The sequence below is a fragment of the Enterococcus songbeiensis genome (genome assembly GCF_005405265.1).
In the GTDB taxonomy this organism is placed as follows: domain Bacteria; phylum Bacillota; class Bacilli; order Lactobacillales; family Enterococcaceae; genus Enterococcus_C; species Enterococcus_C songbeiensis.
Genome location: NZ_BJDS01000013.1, coordinates 54,818 through 74,416 on the forward strand (window position 1 = coordinate 54,818; position 19,599 = coordinate 74,416).

Annotated in this window: 15 protein-coding genes; 2 read left to right on the forward strand and 13 right to left on the reverse strand. The window is 40.9% G+C overall.

Features of this window, described 5'->3' with window-relative positions:
• Positions 1-7 precede the first annotated feature (7 nt).
• From FFM66_RS07765 to FFM66_RS07785, 5 genes are all read right to left on the reverse strand, one after another.
• On the reverse strand, positions 8-2,554 hold the full coding sequence (locus FFM66_RS07765) for a WxL domain-containing protein (RefSeq protein WP_137605530.1): 2,547 nt from the start codon (positions 2,552-2,554) through the stop codon (positions 8-10).
• On the reverse strand, positions 2,551-2,898 hold the full coding sequence (locus FFM66_RS07770; protein ID WP_137605531.1) for a hypothetical protein: 348 nt from the start codon (positions 2,896-2,898) through the stop codon (positions 2,551-2,553). Before FFM66_RS07770 ends, FFM66_RS07765 begins: the two co-directional genes overlap by 4 nt.
• 2 nt (positions 2,899-2,900) lie before the next feature.
• On the reverse strand, positions 2,901-3,938 hold the full coding sequence (locus FFM66_RS07775) for a WxLIP family cell surface protein (protein WP_171000821.1): 1,038 nt from the start codon (positions 3,936-3,938) through the stop codon (positions 2,901-2,903).
• A 76-nt stretch (positions 3,939-4,014) separates the two neighbouring features.
• Positions 4,015-4,689 (reverse strand): WxL domain-containing protein, encoded by a 675-nt coding sequence (locus tag FFM66_RS07780; protein WP_171000822.1) that lies wholly within the window; start codon positions 4,687-4,689, stop codon positions 4,015-4,017.
• Positions 4,690-4,763: 74 nt separating this feature from the next.
• Entirely contained in the window at positions 4,764-5,663 is a 900-nt protein-coding gene (locus tag FFM66_RS07785; RefSeq protein ID WP_137605534.1) for a WxL protein host-binding domain-containing protein, read from the reverse strand.
• A 455-nt stretch (positions 5,664-6,118) separates the two neighbouring features.
• Here FFM66_RS07785 and FFM66_RS07790 point away from each other — a divergent pair, with 455 nt between their 5' ends.
• Positions 6,119-7,060 (forward strand): WxL protein peptidoglycan domain-containing protein, encoded by a 942-nt coding sequence (locus FFM66_RS07790; RefSeq protein ID WP_137605535.1) that lies wholly within the window; start codon positions 6,119-6,121, stop codon positions 7,058-7,060.
• Positions 7,061-7,086: 26 nt separating this feature from the next.
• Here the strand turns inward: FFM66_RS07790 and FFM66_RS07795 are convergent, their stop codons facing one another.
• The 5 genes from FFM66_RS07795 to FFM66_RS07815 form a co-directional block, all read right to left on the reverse strand.
• Positions 7,087-8,031, reverse strand: coding sequence for a 3'-5' exoribonuclease YhaM family protein (locus FFM66_RS07795; protein ID WP_137605536.1), 945 nt, complete (start codon positions 8,029-8,031; stop codon positions 7,087-7,089).
• Entirely contained in the window at positions 8,028-10,634 is a 2,607-nt protein-coding gene (locus FFM66_RS07800; RefSeq protein WP_137605537.1) for an ATP-binding protein, read from the reverse strand. The genes FFM66_RS07795 and FFM66_RS07800 overlap by 4 nt, the downstream gene beginning before the upstream one ends.
• Complete coding sequence (locus FFM66_RS07805) at positions 10,631-11,818, reverse strand: metallophosphoesterase family protein (RefSeq protein WP_246038430.1); 1,188 nt, start codon at positions 11,816-11,818, stop codon at positions 10,631-10,633. Before FFM66_RS07805 ends, FFM66_RS07800 begins: the two co-directional genes overlap by 4 nt.
• A 150-nt stretch (positions 11,819-11,968) precedes the next feature.
• Positions 11,969-12,310, reverse strand: a complete 342-nt coding sequence (locus FFM66_RS07810) for a YlbF/YmcA family competence regulator (protein ID WP_048603738.1) — start codon at positions 12,308-12,310, stop codon at positions 11,969-11,971.
• Positions 12,311-12,357: 47 nt separating this feature from the next.
• A complete protein-coding gene (locus tag FFM66_RS07815; RefSeq protein ID WP_137605538.1) occupies positions 12,358-14,508 on the reverse strand; it encodes a PBP1A family penicillin-binding protein in 2,151 nt (716 codons plus the stop codon).
• A gap of 198 nt (positions 14,509-14,706) precedes the next feature.
• Here FFM66_RS07815 and FFM66_RS07820 point away from each other — a divergent pair, with 198 nt between their 5' ends.
• Entirely contained in the window at positions 14,707-15,558 is an 852-nt protein-coding gene (locus FFM66_RS07820) for an RluA family pseudouridine synthase (protein ID WP_048603736.1), read from the forward strand.
• Between the two features lie 77 nt (positions 15,559-15,635).
• Here the strand turns inward: FFM66_RS07820 and FFM66_RS07825 are convergent, their stop codons facing one another.
• The 3 genes from FFM66_RS07825 to FFM66_RS07835 form a co-directional block, all read right to left on the reverse strand.
• The gene (locus FFM66_RS07825; protein WP_053082150.1) at positions 15,636-16,661 is read right to left on the reverse strand and encodes a M23 family metallopeptidase; all 1,026 of its coding nucleotides are present in this window, start codon (positions 16,659-16,661) and stop codon (positions 15,636-15,638) included.
• A 179-nt stretch (positions 16,662-16,840) separates the two neighbouring features.
• A complete protein-coding gene (locus FFM66_RS07830; protein ID WP_048603735.1) occupies positions 16,841-17,590 on the reverse strand; it encodes a pseudouridine synthase in 750 nt (249 codons plus the stop codon).
• Between the two features lie 55 nt (positions 17,591-17,645).
• Positions 17,646-19,286, reverse strand: a complete 1,641-nt coding sequence (locus tag FFM66_RS07835) for a putative polysaccharide biosynthesis protein (RefSeq protein ID WP_137605540.1) — start codon at positions 19,284-19,286, stop codon at positions 17,646-17,648.
• Between the last annotated feature and the right edge of the window lie 313 nt (positions 19,287-19,599).

The window sequence follows — 19,599 nt, forward strand, 5'->3', positions numbered from 1 at the left end:
TTATCTTTTAGCTTGGTGCATTGGATAAGCTCCAAGTTAAGGTAGCTTGGTAGGTGCCGGCTTCTAGGGAAGAGCCGCCGATGTAGAGGGCGGAGTTGTCAGTAACCGTTGCCTCAATTTCTTTGTTGCTTAGTTCTATTGGATTTTTGATTGCAAATTTCCGAGAGGTCTCAGTTAGGTTTTCTCCAAAAAAATTGAATCCTTCATTCGTACCTAGCTGATAATTATTCCCTAAAACTCTAATCGTATTTGTATAAGGTGAAACACCACCATTATTTATGATAGTCAACTCTAGAACGACCGGTACATCGGAGGTAATTATCTTTTTATCATCCATGTTTTTAAAGCTGCCAAGAGATACTTTCAAAGAATAATCTCCATCCGGACGCGTATCTGTCACTCGAATCAACCCTTTGGAATTTCCATCATAGGCTTCCTTTTCATAATTCGAAATGACTGAATCCGTAAGAGAAAGTTTTAAGTAGCTATCTGGTTCTGTTCGTTGACCAAAAGCCTTCTTTGTTAATTCACCAGAATTCAATATTTTAACTTTGTCTTTACTGGAGATTTCCTCATATTTTTCTCCAAAAACTAAATTTGGGACAGCATCCAAGGTCAGAAACCCACTGTCTTGTACCACGATTTCCATAGAATCAGCGATTATCTGTGGACTAGAAGTAATTTCTTTTCCAGTCGTTTTGTCAATCCAACTATTGATCGTTGCAGTAAGCTGATACTTTCCCTTTGTTAAAGAAAGATTTTCTGGAAATCCAACGTTCTTAGGTAATGCCCCACCAAGAATAGATTCAAAAGTTTGTGACCACTCCTTTATCATCGTCTCATCACTTAAGTTTTCAAGTTTAAAATCAATGGTATAAGCCTTCCCTGGACCAGTTACTTTCAGAGTTGCTTTGGGTGTCTCTCCAATATTTGCATAAACTGTTTTTTCCGTAAATTTCAACCCATTAAGAAGTTCCGTCGTATCAGGCAGATTTTCAGAGTCAAAAAAACTCCCAAAAGCCTTTGCTTTTGTAATCGTCGTATCAAGCCTTATATCTCCACCCGAAATCAAGCCTCCCCAGAAACTTGTACCGGAATTCGAGCTTGGAAAATTAATATTACCGTAAGGAACAAGAATCGTGCCGGCAAAAGGATTGGAAGAGCCCGACCTACCAGAAATAGAAGCTGTTGTGCCACTAGGAATATCAGGATAATTGTGCAGAATATGACTACCCATAGTTTGATAAAAAGGACCATCATTTTCACTCACAGCATCAGCCGATTCGCCATTTATTGTAAATGTCAATTCTGCACCGTAGCTGTCAGACCATTCAAAGGTTTTCCAATTTTCCCAGTTAAATATAACGAAGGGTAAATTTTTATTGGCTACACTGGAATCTTCTCCAGAATCAGTCACATAATTTTGGGGATCCTCTCCTTCTGGTAATTCAATATTGATAGTAAGATGATGATAATAATTTTTGTACTCGTTATAATCAAGATTAACTACCACCGTTCCTGTAGTATCTAACGCATCTTTGCTTAACGGAATATCCAACCTTAATGAATTAGCCCCCGTCCAGCCACCATCTTTTTTGACTAGCTTAGCCTCATCTGTTACTGCTTCATTTTTGACAAGGACTGTTTTGCTTGTCAAGTTACTATAATAATTACTTACTGTAGCTAACTGTAATTTCGCTTGATCAAAGTAACTTTCTGTGGCGGATAACGTACCAAAATTATCTTTAAAATCAGCTATGTTTGATAATTTTACCGGTGTGGCTTGCTCTGCGGTATCGGTTGCGTTGACTTGATCAAACAGACGATTTACCCCATCCAATTTGTTTTCTATCAAATAATAATAACGATGCTTGTCACCACTGGCATGAAAATTATTGCTGTCGTCCAAAACCCCTATTGTATTGGCGGCATTGCTTGCCAATACACTTTCTCCCAGCAAGGTTACTTTTTTATTAACTATTTTTTCTTCATTGTTTTCACTCAACGTGTCTGCATAAGTAATCGGATAATCATCATTATCAGGAACAGCATCTTGAAAATAAGTACCGCCCCATTTTGTCTCCATGTTGATTGTTTTTCCACCAAATGTTCCATCGTAGTTTTTTCCAGAAGTTCCAAATGTTAACCCTCCAGCAGCAAAAACGGTAAAATCGGTCGCAATTCCTAGAGGATATTTTTCCAATAATTTTTCCTGAAAAAGCGTTAAATCGGTTGGATCATTGACGACGGCCGGAGTATCTGCAAGTATCCGCGCGCTTTTTTGTGGGGTACTATCTTGTTCTTTTGGGGAAGCAGTGGTTGATTCGACAGTTGGTGTGGCTGATTTCGACTCAGAAGTGCTTGTTTGCATTACTTGTTCCGTGGAAGAAGTCTCACCAGTTGTTCCCTCTGAAGTCTCCTCTTTTGTGCTACTCGTTGCTTCTGTTGTGCTTGTCGCAGTCGTCGTTTCTTCACCAAACGCTGAAACTCCATTGACACTCGATGAAATCAGCAGAAAGAGTGCCATAAAGGCAACAATTTTTTTATTTTTCACAAAAATTCACTTTCCTTCCTTGTAGCTGATTCGTGTCTCCGGTTTCTTTCAAAGTATAAGATAATTCCTGCTAAAAGCAAACATTCGCTACCAATAACTACCTCTAAAAAAGTTTTCGCTTCTGCCGTTTTTGGTAATTTTTTCGCTTTTGTTTTCTGGGTACTTACATAGGTTTGTGACGGACTTTCTGGTAAAGAAAGCCCGTCACCGTTTCTTGTAGGAACAACAGTAAATTCTGCTGTTGAGGTTTTTGACGTTGCTTTGGCAATGTCCGGTACAAGAAACAAAACTTGTCCCAATGCTAAAAGAGCAACCAGTAAAAAATAAAATCCGCTTTTTTTCATTTTTAATCACCTTGATTAGTTTGCGAATCCTCTTTTTCTTCCTCTTTCCGTTTTCTTCTTCCCAATAAAAAGGCCAACAATAATAGTAAAATCAACAGCAGCACAGCAATCAAAATATACAACCATAAATAATTTGGCTCTGGCAAAGCACTTGCTTCTTTATTGATTTCGTTGGCATCCGAGGAAACAATTGAAAAATCCTTTTCAAATTTCCAAGTTTTCTTTCCTGATTTTGCCACCAGCGAAAGATGATAGTCACCGGCTTCCAAATTATTTTTTCCCCAACTGATAGGAAAATCATAATTGGAATTTGGTGCCATTTCCTGCTTATCGGCTTTTGCTTCCATGAAGACTTCTTTGCTGCCAGACTTGTAAATCTTCGCATCCACGCTCATGTTCCCGAACGCCTGCCCTTTGATATTTTGCAAATTGGCAAAAACAGCGGGTAAGCTTTGATAAACGGCAGGTTTTACTTGGTTCAATTTTAATTCAGGAGTTATATAATCTAAGCTCTCTCGCAAAGCAATACCGAAAGAAAGCTGATAGCGATTGGTAATGCCCGTTTGTTTTTCTTCCTCTTCGTCAGCCTCCTGCTCGGCAAAAAAGGCACCTAAAATCATCCCCTCAAATTTTTCTTTTGGTACCTTTAGTTGGAAAGTTACCGGCTTGGTTTCCCCCGCCTTTAAGGTGATTGTCTGAGGTTTGCTGAATAATTCAGGAATTGTATATTTCGCTGAACTATCTTTAGGAAAATCTGCCTGACTGTAATCAATCACCCCTAATTGATTGGTGAAAGACGGATTTGGCGAGATTTTTACTTTAATATCTTTGTCACTTTCAGAAATAATATTCATTGTTACGTCTTGTTGGGTGTCTGGTTTCACCAGTAAATCAAAAAATGTCGAATCTGCTTGTTGATTTTCTGGGAAAACACCTTCTATCGTAAAGCCTGCCCCAGTGGCAGCGGATGCTTTCATAGGAAAAAAGGAGAAAATAAGAAGAGCCATCCCCAACAGGATGAATTTCAGTCGTTTATGCATCAGGAACCTCCATTTCATTTGTTGTCAGGGATAGCCCTGTCCTATTAAATTCGTGGTGCGATTTTTTGATTAGATTTTATTTTTCGATGCCAGCATCGGGAGTAGCGATTGAGTTAACTAATTGCCAGTTTAGTTCAGCATAGTATGTGCCTTTTTCTAATTTTGACCCCGCCCCTAAAGTTAAACTTGTTCCACTTTCTCCAGAAGCTACTGAGTATTCTTTAGCACTATCGCTTTCAACTTTGTCAGCAATCACTGTAGTATAATCTTCACCAGCAGCAATTGAAGCACTAGTAGTTGACAAAACTAAGTTTAAAGTTGCAGACGTGATAGAAGAATCATTTGAACCAGTGAATTTTCCTAGTTTAGCAGTTAATGTCCATCCAGCATGCGTTGTTCGATAATCGCTCACAACAATTTTACCCTTTTCTGAGCTAGTTGTCCCATCATAAGCATCATAAGTGCTTGCTTTAGAAACAGCAAAAGGATTTTCAGTATCTAGATGCAAAACCTTATCTGTTTTCAAAACTTCACGTTCCGTTTTTCCAAAATTCAAATCTGGAACAGCATCTAAAGTAAGAAAACCATCTTCAACCGTAAATTCAGCAGTTGATTTAGCTGTTGCGGAAGAAGTATCGTCAGACACAAACCCTTCCCCAGCAGTTCCTGCTGAGATATTGTTAACAATCGGATTTTTATCAGAATCGGTTCCGTTTGCTGTTCCTGGTCCATTTGGATTTTCATAAGCCAATGGCTGTTCCCCCACTAGCGAATGTCAACAAAGCCAATCCTGATACGGTAATTGCTGCAAAAATTTTTTTCATTTTAATTTCCCCCTAAAGTTCTTTTTTTATTTTTGGTTGTTTGTTTCTTGAGCGAGTAAAGAACGAGTCCAATCAACAAAAGCAGCACGGCGACTGCGAGTAATAGCCAACCAACATAATCCCGCTGGACATTACCAGCTTGCTGATTGATTTTTTCAGCAGTTTTTTTGTCGAGTATTAGGCTTTGGTCAATCGTTTGAACCTTACCATCAACTGTCATTGTTCCAGTCACACGATAGCTTCCCGCTAAGAGCGGTTTTCCCTGCAAACTGATTATTGGCGTCATTACTTGATTCGGTGCAAAACTGATTGCTTGTTGCCGCAAAAGATACGTTGTTTTTCTCAAACCGAAGAATTGCTTATGAGTCAGCGTCAAATCCATTGAAACAGGACTCAACAAAGCAGTGTTGGGATTGCCGATTTCAACGCTGATTGCCGGCATATCCGACACAACGCTGCCCGTCACACCTGACAATTCGATGGGCTGTTTTTCCGTCATCACGCTTCCTTGAAAAATCAGCGGAACAAAAGTTGTCTCCTCCTTCACAGAAATGGCGACGGCGCCCATTACCTGTCCAGAAAAATCGGTTGTAGGCATTGTCAAATCCAGATCAATTGTTTGGCTTCCACTTGCCGGCAAATTTAGAGAGTGCGTAGGAATGAGTTCCTCTGTCAAAAAAGGTGCTGTCCCAAAGGCTGTATGACCGCCCATTTGGTAAAACAGTTTACCTTCCTCATTCGTAGCAGCCGATGCACCGCTAATCTGCACCTGCATTGGCTGTGTTGAAAAGTTGGTGACAGAAAAACTCAACTTGTGCTTTTTACTGTTTGCACGAAGTTGAATTTTTCCGCTGATATTCTGCTGATCCAAAGTCAATGGTGTAACAGTTAAATTTGGCACATCTGCCCAAACTAGTTTCGGTTGTAAAACAAGAATAAAGAATAAGAGAGATAACAGTAAAAAAAGTTTTCGATCTTTTCTGATTCGAATCCCTCCTTATCCCTTTTCGTAGGTGATTATAGCCGCTTTCATATTAAATATCAACGCATATTTTATCAAAAATGAAGGAAATTTATTTTTTTTGGTGATGTGTCAATGCACATTCAATTTTCAAAAAAAATTTTAGATTATTTGATTAAAATAACTAAATGATTTTTTATAGGTTAATTTTTTCTTAAGAGCTTTCATAAAAGTTTTTTGCTGTCCCTTTTCTCTTTTAATTAAAGTTGATTATAAAATAACGAGAAATAGATTATTTTTTTACATTAATCCCACCGAATAAAAGAAAGACCGCATTCATTCCTAGATTTTCTGGTCATTCCTCCGTATAATAACTAAGTGACACGGGAAAGGAAGTGCTTGTCATTATAAAAAGAATTGTCCCATTTTTATTTTTATTGTTTCTTTTTCCCCAGACAGCTTTTGCGGAAGGTGCTGATTTTGGTGTCTCGGCAGTTTTGCCAGAAAATCAAGTGAGTACAGCGTCCTATTTTGACCTCGCCGTAGATCAAGGTTCTACTCAGGAACTGACAATAAAGCTGAAAAATCAATCTTCACAAGCAAAAAAAATCCTGCTGACCCCAGTAGACGGCGAAACCGATAATCAAGGTGCAATCACCTATCAAAAAACCTTGTCTGACAGTAAATCTGCTTTGTCTTCATGGGTGAGTTCAAAACAATCCATTGAGCTCGCAGCGAAAGAAACCAATTTTGCAGTTTTCACTTTAACGATTCCCAAAAATGCCACAAATGGAACCTATCTTGCTGCCTTTCAAATCAAGGAGCAATCTTCCTCAGATTCTTCTGCCGGAATCAGCAATAAATTTGCATATATTTTAGGCTTAAAGGTTACGGTGGGCAAAGCACCAGAACCCAGCTGGCAGTTGACCAAGGTACAGCAAGAAAGTAATCAATTATTGCTTTCCTTGAAAAATGCCAGTCAATCTCTTGCAAGTCAGAATCAATTGCAGGTATCTTTAAAAAAAATCGGAACAAATCAAAAAATCTCCCACACACAAGCGATTTCTGGTGCTCCTTTTTGCCCGTTTCAAATCGCTGTTGAAAATCCTGAGTTGACCGATGGAACGTATCAGCTGACGCTAAATATAACTGGTACAACGACGACGAAAATTAACAAAACCTATTCCGTCAGAAAAATCCACGGAACTTTTGTCTTTCGTGAAATTGATTTGCATCAACAACGGCGAGTAGGCCTGATTGCTTTGAGTGTTTTCTTCCTGCTGATCGGGTTGTACTTTTTCATTTGGCACAAAAAAAATCAACTGCTGGACTCCTGAGAGCCACCAGTTGATTTTCTTATTTCTTAAACATCCTTTGGTACATAAAAACTGCGGTTATCCATTCCAAAGATTCGATCGGTATATTCTCCGGGTGTCGTTTGCCGAACAGACGTCAGCATCATCTGCATCGATGCATCCAACAAGTCGATTTGATGAAGAATCTCCGCTTCCATAATCCGTGGACGAACGGGAGAACCATATTCTAACAAGCCGTGGTGTGCCAATACCATGTGACGTAAAATCACGATGTCTTCTTCCTGTTCATCAAATTTCAACGCGATGCATGCCTTAGTGATTTCTTCATCCACCAAAACTAAATGTCCCACAAGGTTTCCCACCAACGTGTATTCTGTGGACATCGGCCCCGATAGTTCGATGACCTTTCCTAAATCATGCACAATAATTCCGGCATACAATAACGATGCGTTCAATTCCGGGTATTCTTTCACAATTGCTTTACCTAGTCGCAGCATCGAAACCGTATGATAAGCCAAACCGCTGGCAAAGGCATGGTGATTGCGTTTTGCCGCTGGAAATTCAAAAAATTCTTTTTGATATTTGTTCAATAAGAAGCGCACGATTCGGTTCCAATGGGGATTGGTGATCTCAAACAGGGTTTGATTGATTTCTTCTTCCATTGCTTCTTTTTTTAATGGCGCCCGCTCCATGAATTGTGAAGGCTCATTGGGTTCTTCTGGTTTTGCCAAACGCAGATGTATGATTTTCACCTGTGGATTGCCATTATATAATTCTCGTTTACCTTGGAGAGCGACAACTTTCCCCGGTTCAAAACGAGTGATTTCCTCTTCAGATGCATCCCAAAATTTGCCATCAATCGTCCCAGAAGTATCCTGAAAGGTAAAGGCAATAAATTTTTTCCCATTTTTTGCGAGACGAACGTCGGCATTTTTGATCAAAACAAAGGCCTGAAATTCTTCATCGACTGTTAATTCTTTGATTTTCTTCATTTTCTTTCCCTCATTTCCATCACTGGTTGCTGGTATTCCTGATACAAGCTTACCATTTCTGCATCAGAAGACAAACAGATCACTTGATATTTTTTTGAAAATTCCTTTAAAAGCTGTGCAAATTGTCGTTTTCGTTGACTGTCATAGTGCAGCCAGCCATCATCGATCATTACCGGACAAAGGGGATGATTTTGTTGCAGTGCCAAATAGCCGAAACGAACCGCCATGATTACTTGATCCTTGGTTCCTGTCGATAATTCATAGATAGACAAAGGTTGCCCGCTAGTAGTATTTTTCACTGCCAAGTTTCCAGATGAGATGGTTATTTGTTGGTACCGATTATTGGTCAATAGAGAAAAATAATGACTAGCTTTTGCTAATAACTGGGGTAGCTGCTGCTCTGAAAGCTCTGTTGTTAAATCACTCAAAAAAGCTGCAACTTGTTTTTTAATCCCCCATGAAAGAGCCAAGGATTGGATTTCAGCAGTCAACTTACTGCTTTCTTGATACAATTCATCCAACGTCCCATCCACTTGCAATTGTTGAATAATCAGTTGCAATCGCTGACTTTCCTGAGAAGCACTGCGCAAGTGATGGCGCCCTTCGTTTAGCTGCTGACTTAGCTGAGTGAAACGCCCGTCCAATTCTTCAGCCGAAAGTTCTTCTGGATATACTTTACGCAAAAGTTCTTCCAATTCTTTTTTTCTTTGCCAAGCTTTTGCCTGTTCCCGCATGCGTTCCAACCACCATGGAATCTCGGAGGGCTGATTGATTCCTGCCTGAGTAAGCAAGGGCTGATTTTTAGCAATCAACTGACTTTGCTGTTCCTTCTTCTCCTCTAGCTGTCGAGTCAATAAAACGCTGGATTGATGCGTCTGCTGTAACTTCAGTTCATTCATCTCATCAGCAAATTGTTGAAGCTGTGCCATCCGCTGAAGAATATCCCCCTTTGCCAAGGGCAGCCAATCTTCAAGAAAGTGAAAACGCCCCAGCATTCCTTGATAATTTTGATCAAGAGATGCCAGTTGTTGATCAATTTCTTCCAAGGCTTTAGTGGTTTCTAAATACCCCGTCACGTCTTGTTGGTACCAAACTAAGCCACTCTTTTGCTCCTCTGACCACTGACGATAGTCGGGTACACTTTCTTCGATTGCTTGAAGAAGTGTCCCCTGTTGCGTTTTAAGTGCTGTGATTTTTTCTTGAATCAAAAAAAGCTGCTCTGACTTCTCCTTTTTGACTGTTTGCTCATCCGCAGAGGGTTGCTTTCTGAAAAAGAACAAGCCCACTCCAGCGAACAAAACAGCTAGCAGAATCAAAAGGAGTTGATTGCCGATAAAAAAGCTGCTGATAAAAAGTAATCCTGCGACCGCTGCACAACCCCACCCCCAAACAGACTGCGCCATAGCAGGTTTGGTTTGAACAGTTGGCTTTTCTTCTGCCAACCATTCTTTTTTCAGTATCAGCTCTTGAATTTGCCGCTCCAGCTGTTCGCTTTCTTTTACCTTTTCAAAAAAAGACGCGGTCAATGGTACCGGCAAATGACTTGGGTCCCACGGATATGTCCGCTCCCATTCATCCAATCGCTCAATGGCTTGGCTTTGCTGTTGCAGTTTTTGTTGAAACTCATCTGTCAGACGTGCGGCCGCGACTTTTTCTTGAAGCAGAGCCGTGATCTTTCCTTCATTGGTGAGATAAAAGGTGTACCGATCAGAATTTTGCGTTTGTGAAAGTGCTTTGTCTAAGGCCGCTTGTGTCTCGATTATTTGCTGATTTAATTGCTGATAGGTTTGGTAAAAAGTTGCCAATGCTTTTTCGTCAACCGGAGCTCCGGGGCGCAATTTCTTTTTCAAACGTTGCAGCTCTTCATACTGAGACCAATACAATTGCTGCTGCTTTAATGCAGTTAATTGTTCTTCGGTCTTCTCGATTTTTTCTTCAAGAGCTGTTTGCTGTTTAGCCGCGGTTGCTAATGCGCCGTAATAATTTTGTACGTCTGATTCCTGTTGCTCTTTTTCGTGAATTTTTTGCCGCAATTCCTGCCATTCCGCCAATTTTTGATTCAACGGTAGTTTTTGCCCTTTGTGTTTAAATAATTTTTGGGCATCATTCAGGTATTCCTGCCGTTTTTCTAAAAGCTGTTTGCTTCCGGAAATGCCTAAAGAAATCAAGGCATCATGCAGTTCTCTTTCTTGAAGTTTTTCCAGTTGAGACAACTGCTCCTGTTGAAAGGTAAATACTTCTTGGAATAATTGCTGATTCAAAGGAGCAATCAAGGAAGCTAACAGACGGTCATCTCCGGTCTGTTCTCCTAGTGTCACCTTTGCTCGTCCACGATTGATCTGCTTGTAGCGTTCAACACAGACCTCACCTTCAGGAAAGGAGAGCCATAATTTCCCACCAAAACTTGCACCGTCTTTTGGAGTATAATCTTTCTTATTGCCGCGTTTTGTTGGAAAACCGAAAAGCATAGCTTGAATAAATTGATATAAAGTAGATTTTCCCGCTTCATTGGCCCCAAAAAATAATTGATTACCGGAAACAAAATCAAACGTTGCCTGCCGGTATTTGCCAAAGCCGGTGATTTCTGCCCGCAACAGTTTCATTTACTTTCCTCCCAATAAAAATCGTCTTTCAGTTCTTTTGCAACAGCAGTCAAAATCTCTTCCTGATACTGAGCAGGATTCAACACCGTTGCCGCCAGTTGATGGGTCAATAATTCTTCGTGAATCATTTCAAAGGTGGTTGTTTCTTGATAATTCGTAAGTAAAGCAGTTACCAGCTCCGTACTTGCCGGCAACGTCAGCCGATTTTTTTCTTCCTGCTGCTGAATCTCATAGACCCAAGTCAACTGGTTGCGTCTGGCAAAAAGCTCATTCATGTAATCCATCAGTTCGAGAAGCTGATTTTCTGTTAGAAAATTCCCCTTGGCTGACTTAGTCGTCAGTCTGAGGGAAAGAAGGGCTTGATAATCAATGGGTTGCAACTGCGCAATAAGCTGTTGCAGCACCGCTTGCGGATGATTCGTCTCAATCGGAATAGCCACTTGCTGCCAGCTTATTTCAGCGACCTGCACCATTTGTCGACGGCTTTTGCCTGCGGTAATCTCTACCAATTGACTACCGGTTGTCGTTTCCTTTTTTGTATGCCCCTGTGTGGTTCCCGGATATACAATCGGTGGTTGTTCATTCAATACAGTGGGAACATGGATATGACCCAATGCCCAGTAATCATAATTTTTCGCCTTCATTTGGCTTAACAGAAACGGGGCATAACGTTCCCCTTGGCTGTCCCCGTGATACAGACCGATATGAACATCTACCTCACTACGATTGGGAAACTCGGTAGCTTTTGCCGCTTTAATCCACGGTTGAGTATAGCTAAAACCGCTGATGGCGTATGTTTCTCCGGCTTTCGTTTTTCCTTTGAAGGTGGTGACTGTTTCGCTAGTGAATAACGTGACATTTTGGGGAAACTCAAACCAATACCTTTGCGGATCATAATAATCGTGGTTGCCAAAAATCATGTACACCGGAATTTGCGCTTCTGCCAAACGCTGCATCTCCTCAAAAAAGAAATGCTGGGTTTTAAGTGAAGGCTTATTCTGATGGAAGGTATCCCCTGCCAGCAGCAGAAAATCCACTTCATTGGCTAACGCTGCCGACACTAAATTCGTCAGCACTTGCTGATTAAGTTTTGTAAAAGCTTTGACCGCCTGTTTTGAAAGATTTGCCAAGCCTTCAAATGCTCGGTCCATATGTAAATCTGCCGCATGAATAAAGCGTACCACGCACGTTTCCTCCCGTATTTCTTTTTCAATATCATACCATTTTTACGGCTATTCGTCAGCAAAATACGAAAACTTGTTCGCATTTTAAAAAAAGAAAAGGTACATTCCCAAAATAGGAAATGCACCTCGGATATTTTTCTTCTAAATTGCTTAGTTGCCGTATAATTCCCGAACAGGACCCATGATAATCCGATTCAAATCATTGACCACGGTACTGAAGGCTTGTTCTTTTTGCATCAATTGATTGATCAATTCTTCTTTTTGTACACGTTCTGCCATTGCTTGCGCTCTTTGGGCGTCTTCTTCTGACACTTCTTCTCCTGCCATCATTTTCGTTTGTAATTCTTGTTGCAGGGTTTGAAATTCTTTAAATAGTGCAAAGGCTTCTTCATTTTCTTTCAAACGGTCAAAAGAAGCTCTTAGTTCGCCAAAATGTTCAGATTCACGAATTTCTTTTTCTAATTGGTTTGCTGTATCATAAATATTTGCCATGCTTGTCCCTCGCTTTATCTTATTTTCTCTATTGTAACATAAAGCGTCTAGTTACCAGAAATTTTTCCCCAGATTCCCTTGAAAAGATCTTTGGCTCCTTCTTTGACCCGGCCACCAAATTCTACCAGACCATTTTTGGCTTTTTCAGTGAAATCATCCACTGATTTATCCCAATCACTTTCTTCGTCAGAATCCACTTCGTCAGCCGCTACAACTTTGCCGCCGGTTTGATAAGCATCGGCGACCGTAAAGCTGCTTTCTGCTGTGTAAGGTAAAATATTTTGTGCCATGGAACGAAAAACCTGTCCTACAACATCTCCACTAGTTCCACTTAAATAATGATCTTTACTGGTTTTTTCATACCCTAACCAAGTGGAAATGACTACATCCGGCGTGTATCCGACAATCCATTGATCGTTTGCCTTGGAGGAATCAAAATTGGTTTCTGTGGTTCCTGTTTTTCCCGCCACAGTATATCCATAAGGCTGTGCCTGCATTGCGGTCCCGTTTGAAAAAGTCCCCAACAACATACTGGTCATTTCTTTTGCAGTTTCTTTTGAAACAACTTGTTCGGCTTTCGGATCGCTATTATCTACAATCACTGTACCTTGGGAATCCACAATTTTCGTGATCAGATGCGGATCGTACCGTTTCCCGTCATTGGCAAATGCACCGTATGCACTAGCCATTGTTAGCGGAGATTCTCCTTTTTCCAATCCACCCAAAGCCACTCCGCCCCAGTATTTATCTTTTTCAGAAAGAGTCAAGCCAAATTCCGCTGCCTTGTTGTAGCCTTTTTCCATTCCGATTTCGTGCAGCAGCCAAACCGCCGGTGCATTCAAGCTCCAAGCAACGGCTTGGTACATTGGAACTTCCCCAGAATACGTACCATCATAATTGTTCACATCATAAAAAGACAACGCTTCATCTTTTAAAATGCTGTCGGGTTTGTAGCCCGCTTCTAAAGCCGGTGCAAATACGCTCAATGGTTTGATTGTCGAACCTGGTGAACGTTTCATTTGTGTTGCAAAATTAAAGCCCCGAAAAACATGTTCTCCTCGGCGTCCTACTAGTGCCCGAACACCGCCAGAGTTAGGATCTAAGGCTACCGAACCAGATTGAACCATCGCCCCATCTGCTGCATTTGCTGGAAAAACAGAATCATCCTTATAAGTTGCTTCCATTTGCGCTTGATAATTTTGATCCAGCGCTGTGTAGATTTTATAGCCTTTATTCATAATATCTGTTTCATTAATATCATATTTTTCCACTGCTTCATCAATAATCGCATCGAAATAATAAGGATACTTGTAGCCGGATTCTGATTGTGAATAGGTATCATTGACAAATTCTGCAATATCCACTGCGGAAGCCTCTTGTTCTTGGGCTGCCGTAATTTTTTCGTTTTCCTTCATGACTGCCAGCACTGTATCCCGCCGTTTGTTGGCATTTTCCGGATATTCAATAGGATTGTAGATGGAAGGACCCTTTAGCATACCTACAAGGGTTGCTGCTTCTCCCAAAGTAACTTCATTGGCATTTACTCCGAAATATTTTCTTGCGGCATCCTGCACACCCCAAACCCCATTACCGAAATAAGAGTTGTTTAAGTACATCGCCAAAATATCTTCTTTACTGTATTTTTTTTCAATTTCAATGGCTAAAAACAATTCTTTGGCTTTTCGGCTGAAGGTTTGATCCAAAGTCAGATAAGCATTTTTTGCCAACTGTTGCGTGATGGTACTTCCCCCACCACCTGACGTATTGCGGTTGATAACCGTCCGTACTGCTGCCCGAGCAATTCCCTTGATGTCAAAGCCATGATGCTGATAAAAATTACGGTCCTCGGTAGAGATAACGGCATCCTGAATAAAAGGTGAAATCTGCTCCAAATCAATGTAGGTTCCTTTTTGTGCATAAAGCTTTCCGGCTTCATCGCCGTCTTTGTCATACACAATCGTGGATTCCTTCAAATCTGATTCTAAACGATCCACGTTGACCTGCTTGGCTAAATAAAACAAATACACACTTGTGACCAAAACCACGACAAGTCCCAACAAAATAATGACTTTATTGACATGGTATTTTTTCCATATGCGCTTGCGCCAATGATGGAACTGAACCAGATAAGGTTTGAACCAGCGCCAGAACGCTGCCAGCCCTGCTTTGAATTTTGCTAGTATTTTCTGAAAATCCATTAAGTTAGACTCCTTGTTTCGTTTGTCTTGAGTGTATCACAGCGACTTCTTCCTGAAATGCGACCTAAGTCGGAGTGTCTGCCGATTTTCACCCATATGCTAGTAATCATATCATTTAATTCTCGGGAAAAAGTTGTTTTTTTCTTAAATATCTTTAAAAAATGCTATACTAATCTGGAAAACAACAAGGAGATAGACATGAGATACGAGATAATTTTACCAAAAGATCAGGAAGAACAAACTTTGCGCCAACTACTGGAAACCGAATGGCTGGTTCCCCGCAAGGTCCGCCATTTCTTACGAGTACGTAAAACCGTTTGGGTTAATGGAGACGTTGCAACTTTTCAACAGATGTTACAAGCAGGAGATCGGATAACCGTAGAATTAGCTGAAGAAGATTACAGCTACCAAGAGGTTGTATTAGGGGACAAAAAAGCAATCCATGTTTTGTACGAAGACGAACATCTGATTGTCGTCAACAAAGGGGCCGGTCTCAAGACCCATCCGAATCAGCCGCAAGAAACCGGAACATTGCTCAATGATTTGGCTGCCTATTTGGCTGATAAAGAACAGCGACCTTATGTGGTTCATCGTTTAGACAAAGAGACCAGCGGTGCCATTCTTTTTGCAAAAAATCCGCTAGTTTTGCCAATTCTCGGTCGGCTGTTGGAGCAAAAAAAAATCTACCGCCGCTATCAAGCCGTTGTTTCAGGAAAAATCGACCATGATTTGACGATTACCAAAAAAATCGGGCGGGACCGTCATGATCGCCGCAAGCGAGTCATCGACGAACGTAATGGTCAAACAGCTATCACCCATGTTTCAAGCCAGCAGGCAACAGCAAAACAAAGTCGAATTTTTTGTGTGCTAGAAACTGGGCGCACTCATCAAATCCGCATCCATTTAAAAAGTATCGGTCATCCGATTCTCGGTGATCCTCTCTATGGAAAAGCTGATGAGCGGCTGCAGCTGCATGCGTATGAGCTGTTTTTGACTCATCCTTTTACTAAGGAACACTTGCAGATCACCGCTGAACCGGGATTGTGGTGAAGGAAGATTTCGAAAAAAAAGCGTTGTTCAGGAAAATTCCTAAACAACGCTTTTTGACTAGTTTCTTCTGTATTCCATCAAAGTCCTAAAAAGGAAGAAGGATCAACAAAACCGCTCCAGACAGATGTGCTTAAACCAAAATGCAAATGAACACCGGTTGAATTTCCGGTAGAGCCCATTTGACCTACGGATTGCCCAACTTTGATACTTTGACCAACTGTCGCATTGATTTTACTTAAATGCATGTAATAAGAATAGTAGCCGTTATCATGTTTGATGATCACATAATTGCCGGCGCTAGGATCAGTGCCTGCCATTTCCACCACACCATCTCGTGCTGCCATCACATTTTGACCGTAAGAGCCGGTAAAGTCGATTCCATCATGTTGAGTGCCGGAAGCGCCTGTAGGATCTTCTCTACCGCCAAAACCACTGCTGACAGATAGTTTCGTTGCTAACGGCGAAGCAAAGCCGGTAGCAGCAGTCTTAGCTTTTTCTTCTTCTGCTTTTTGAGCTTTTTGCAATTTCGTTACCGCCGTTTGCTGTTTCTTGATCGTTTCGTTGGTTGTTTGAATCTGGGCGTTTATTTCTGCCTCTTGATTCTCCAACTCTGTGGTTTGATCAGTGAAAGCGGCGATTTTTCCTTGTAGTGTAGCGAAGGAAATATGTACATCGGATTGTTCTGCAGTGACCGTTTTTTTCTTTTCAGTCAGTTCATTCAATTCACGGTAGACATCCATCACTCGTGAGGAATAGTTGACGGTCGACGATTGGACAGCGGGATGGTACACCATAGATTCCATAAGCGCTTGTTTTTCTTTTTCAGCCGTCGTGACTTCTTGAAGTTCTGCCTGCAGGTCATTCAATTCTGCAGCAGTTTTTTCTGCCGTGGTTTCTGCCGTTGCTTTTTCTGCAGCAATCTCTGTTTTTTCTGAAGCTAATTCTTTTAATTGTTGTTGTAAAGCAGCAACTGTTTTTTGACTAGCAGTCAATGTTTTTTGGGTTGCTGCGAGTTGATCAGTGGTTTCTGAAGCAAAAGCGGTGGAAGAAATTCCCATGCTCATTACTAATGCGGCTAAAGCGATTGTCTTTCTGATTTTCAATAAAAGACCCCTTTTCATATTTTTTTTTACCTTGCATAATTTAGCATGGATTTTTATGAAATGGGTAACAATGCCGTTACGTTTTCTTGTCGCTCCCTTCATCAGATTGCAACAAAACCACTTTTTATTACGAAAAAGTTTCAAAATCTAGGATATATTACAAAAGAACAAACTATTTTTTAAGTTGTTTGATTATTTCTTAAGCTTTTTTCTTCATTGGTTACTTGTAGCTGAGCAATTTCATCTGCCGTCAATGGTCGATATGTCCCTAGTTTCAAACTATCCTCCAAGACCAGACTACCCATTCGAAGACGTTTCAAATAGGTCACTTTCTTTCCAACCGCTTTGACCATCCGTTTAACTTGATGAAATTTGCCTTCATGTAGAATCAAGCGGATCTCGGAGGTTTGCGTGGTTTCATCCTGCGTTAAAAGCGTTAACTCTGCCGGCATCGTTTCTTCTCCACCATCGATGGTTACTCCCTGCGCAAAAGCAGCCACATCCTCTTTTGTCATGATGCCGTCGATTTTTGCGAAATATTCTTTTTCTACATGTTTTTTTGGCGAAAGAAGCCGATGGGCAAGCTCGCCATCATTGGTAATCAACAGTAAGCCTTCCGTGTCCTTATCCAAACGTCCCACCGGGAACAAATCTTCCCGGGCATCCTCCTTCAACAAAGACAATACAGTCGGGTCTCGTCGATCTGTCGTAGCTGAAACCACTCCCTGAGGCTTATGGAGTAAGTAATAAAAATATTTCTGGTAGATCACCGGTTGTCCATCAAACAAAATTTGATCTTCTTCAGTCACTTGGGTTTTATCAGAGGTGACTACTTGTCCATTAACCCGAACCAATCGACCTTTGATATATTTTTTGACTTCTTTGCGGCTGCCAATCTGCATGTCCGCTAAAAATTTATCCAAACGCATGGTCGTTCCCTCCATTAAAAATGCGGCATCAACCAAGGTCAATACCGCCATTGTGCTATTTTATGTGTAATTTCCCTCGCATTTTCTTCGCTGTTGCTCCCAGCAATTTATCTGCCAAACGAATTTTCAGCGCCATATATACGTAACTGCCGCCGCCGACACCAGCCACCAGCAAGACCATGATAAAGGATTGAAATTTGCTCTCGGTATTTAAGAATAAATCACTGATTTGTCGAGTGATAATAGCCAAAACCAACATTATCAGTGTCATCAGAAAAATGAGAACGGTTCGCCGAAAGGTCAGTGTAAAATTAAAGCGGGAAATCTTGTGCATTTTCCGCATATTCAAGTAACAGGTCAAACCAAAACCAAACATGGTCGCGATCATCGGTCCGTATACTTCAAATAAACGAATCATTGGGTATTGCAAAATTAGTTTAACCAATAAACCCAAGGCAAAATATTTGATAGCTGCGCCATTTTCGTACATTCCTTGCAACATGCTGGCAGTCATCATGAACAAGCCCAAGAATAAACCAGCGATACAGGCTTGAATCAACACTTTGGCGCCCAGAGCATCTGGTTCATAAAACAACGTATTTAAAGGATAGGCCAACAGCATCATCCCAAAACTAGCCGGCAACATCACGAAAGAGAACAGTTGCAGATTGTTGCTGATTAGTTTTGCCAGGCCCCGGTGATCTCCCACGGTTCGTGCTTCGGTGATCAAGGGCAACCCAGTAGAAGAAATTGACGTTGCCAAACCGATTACCACCATCGTCAGTTTATCTGGATTGGCACTAAAAATTGAAAAAAGATCCTTCAACTGGTCACTGGAATATTCAGTAAATCGTTGCATGCTGCGAATAAAAGTAAATTGATCGACTAATTTAAACAATGTGATTCCGGAACCAATGATAATAAACGGAATGGCTTCTTTTACAGTTTCGATCAGCAATTCTTTTGTATGGATCGTTGCTTCCTGTCCGCTATACTCCACCAACGTATCCATACGAACTTTTTCTTTTTTGAGAAAATAACCCAGTACGGCAAAACTTGCCAGTACTCCGATAAACGCAGCAAAAGTTGATTGCGTCACCGCTTCAGTATATTCCCCATTCAATGTTTTCATGATGATGAAAGTCGCCAACAACATATACGCCACACGGGCAATTTGTTCGACGATTTGTGAAATCGCAAAGGGCCGCATGTCTTTAAAACCTTGGAAATACCCTCGAATGACACTCATACAAGGAAAGACCAAAATTGCGACACTCAAGGAACGCATCGTTGGCACCAACTCTGCGCCACCACCAGATGCCTCCGCTAAAAAAGGAGCCAGCAAATACATGATACCGGCAGAAATAATGCCGAAAATTCCCATCACCTGTAACGCACGAATAAATAATTTACGGCTGGTACTGTACTCATTCAATGAATTATAATGTGCGGTCTGTTTAGCAATCGCAGCCGGGATGCCGGCCGTCGAGATCATTAAAAACAAAGCGTAGATATTGTAGCCCATATTAAACAGGGCGTTGGCAGCTTTGGCATTTTCTCCCATCCAAGCATACCAAGGTAAAATATAAATCGCTCCCAATAAACGCGAGCCGATGTTGCCGATGGTCATCCATGCAGAACCACGGGCCATCCGTTCTTCATTTGTCAATTCTGCTGGTCGTGTTTTGTTTTCCATTTGTCCACAATCTCCAACTTTCTATGTATCAAGGCATATTCTCTATTTTAAAGGGAAACTATCAATGTAGCAATTACTTTTGGTAAATTTAACGAAATTCATTGGAATTCCTTTTTTCAGCTGTGAATTAGAAAAAAATTCTTTTCTACTTTCAAAATGTCCGTCTTTTTTTCGTTTTTCATGAAAATTCTAGAGAATTTTCTCAAAAGTATTGGCTAAATCCGAATTCATGGTATACTTGTAACAATTTATTTTACGCCCTTGATTTTCTCTATTTTTTAAAGCGAGCTGAAAATAAAACAAGTTATTACCC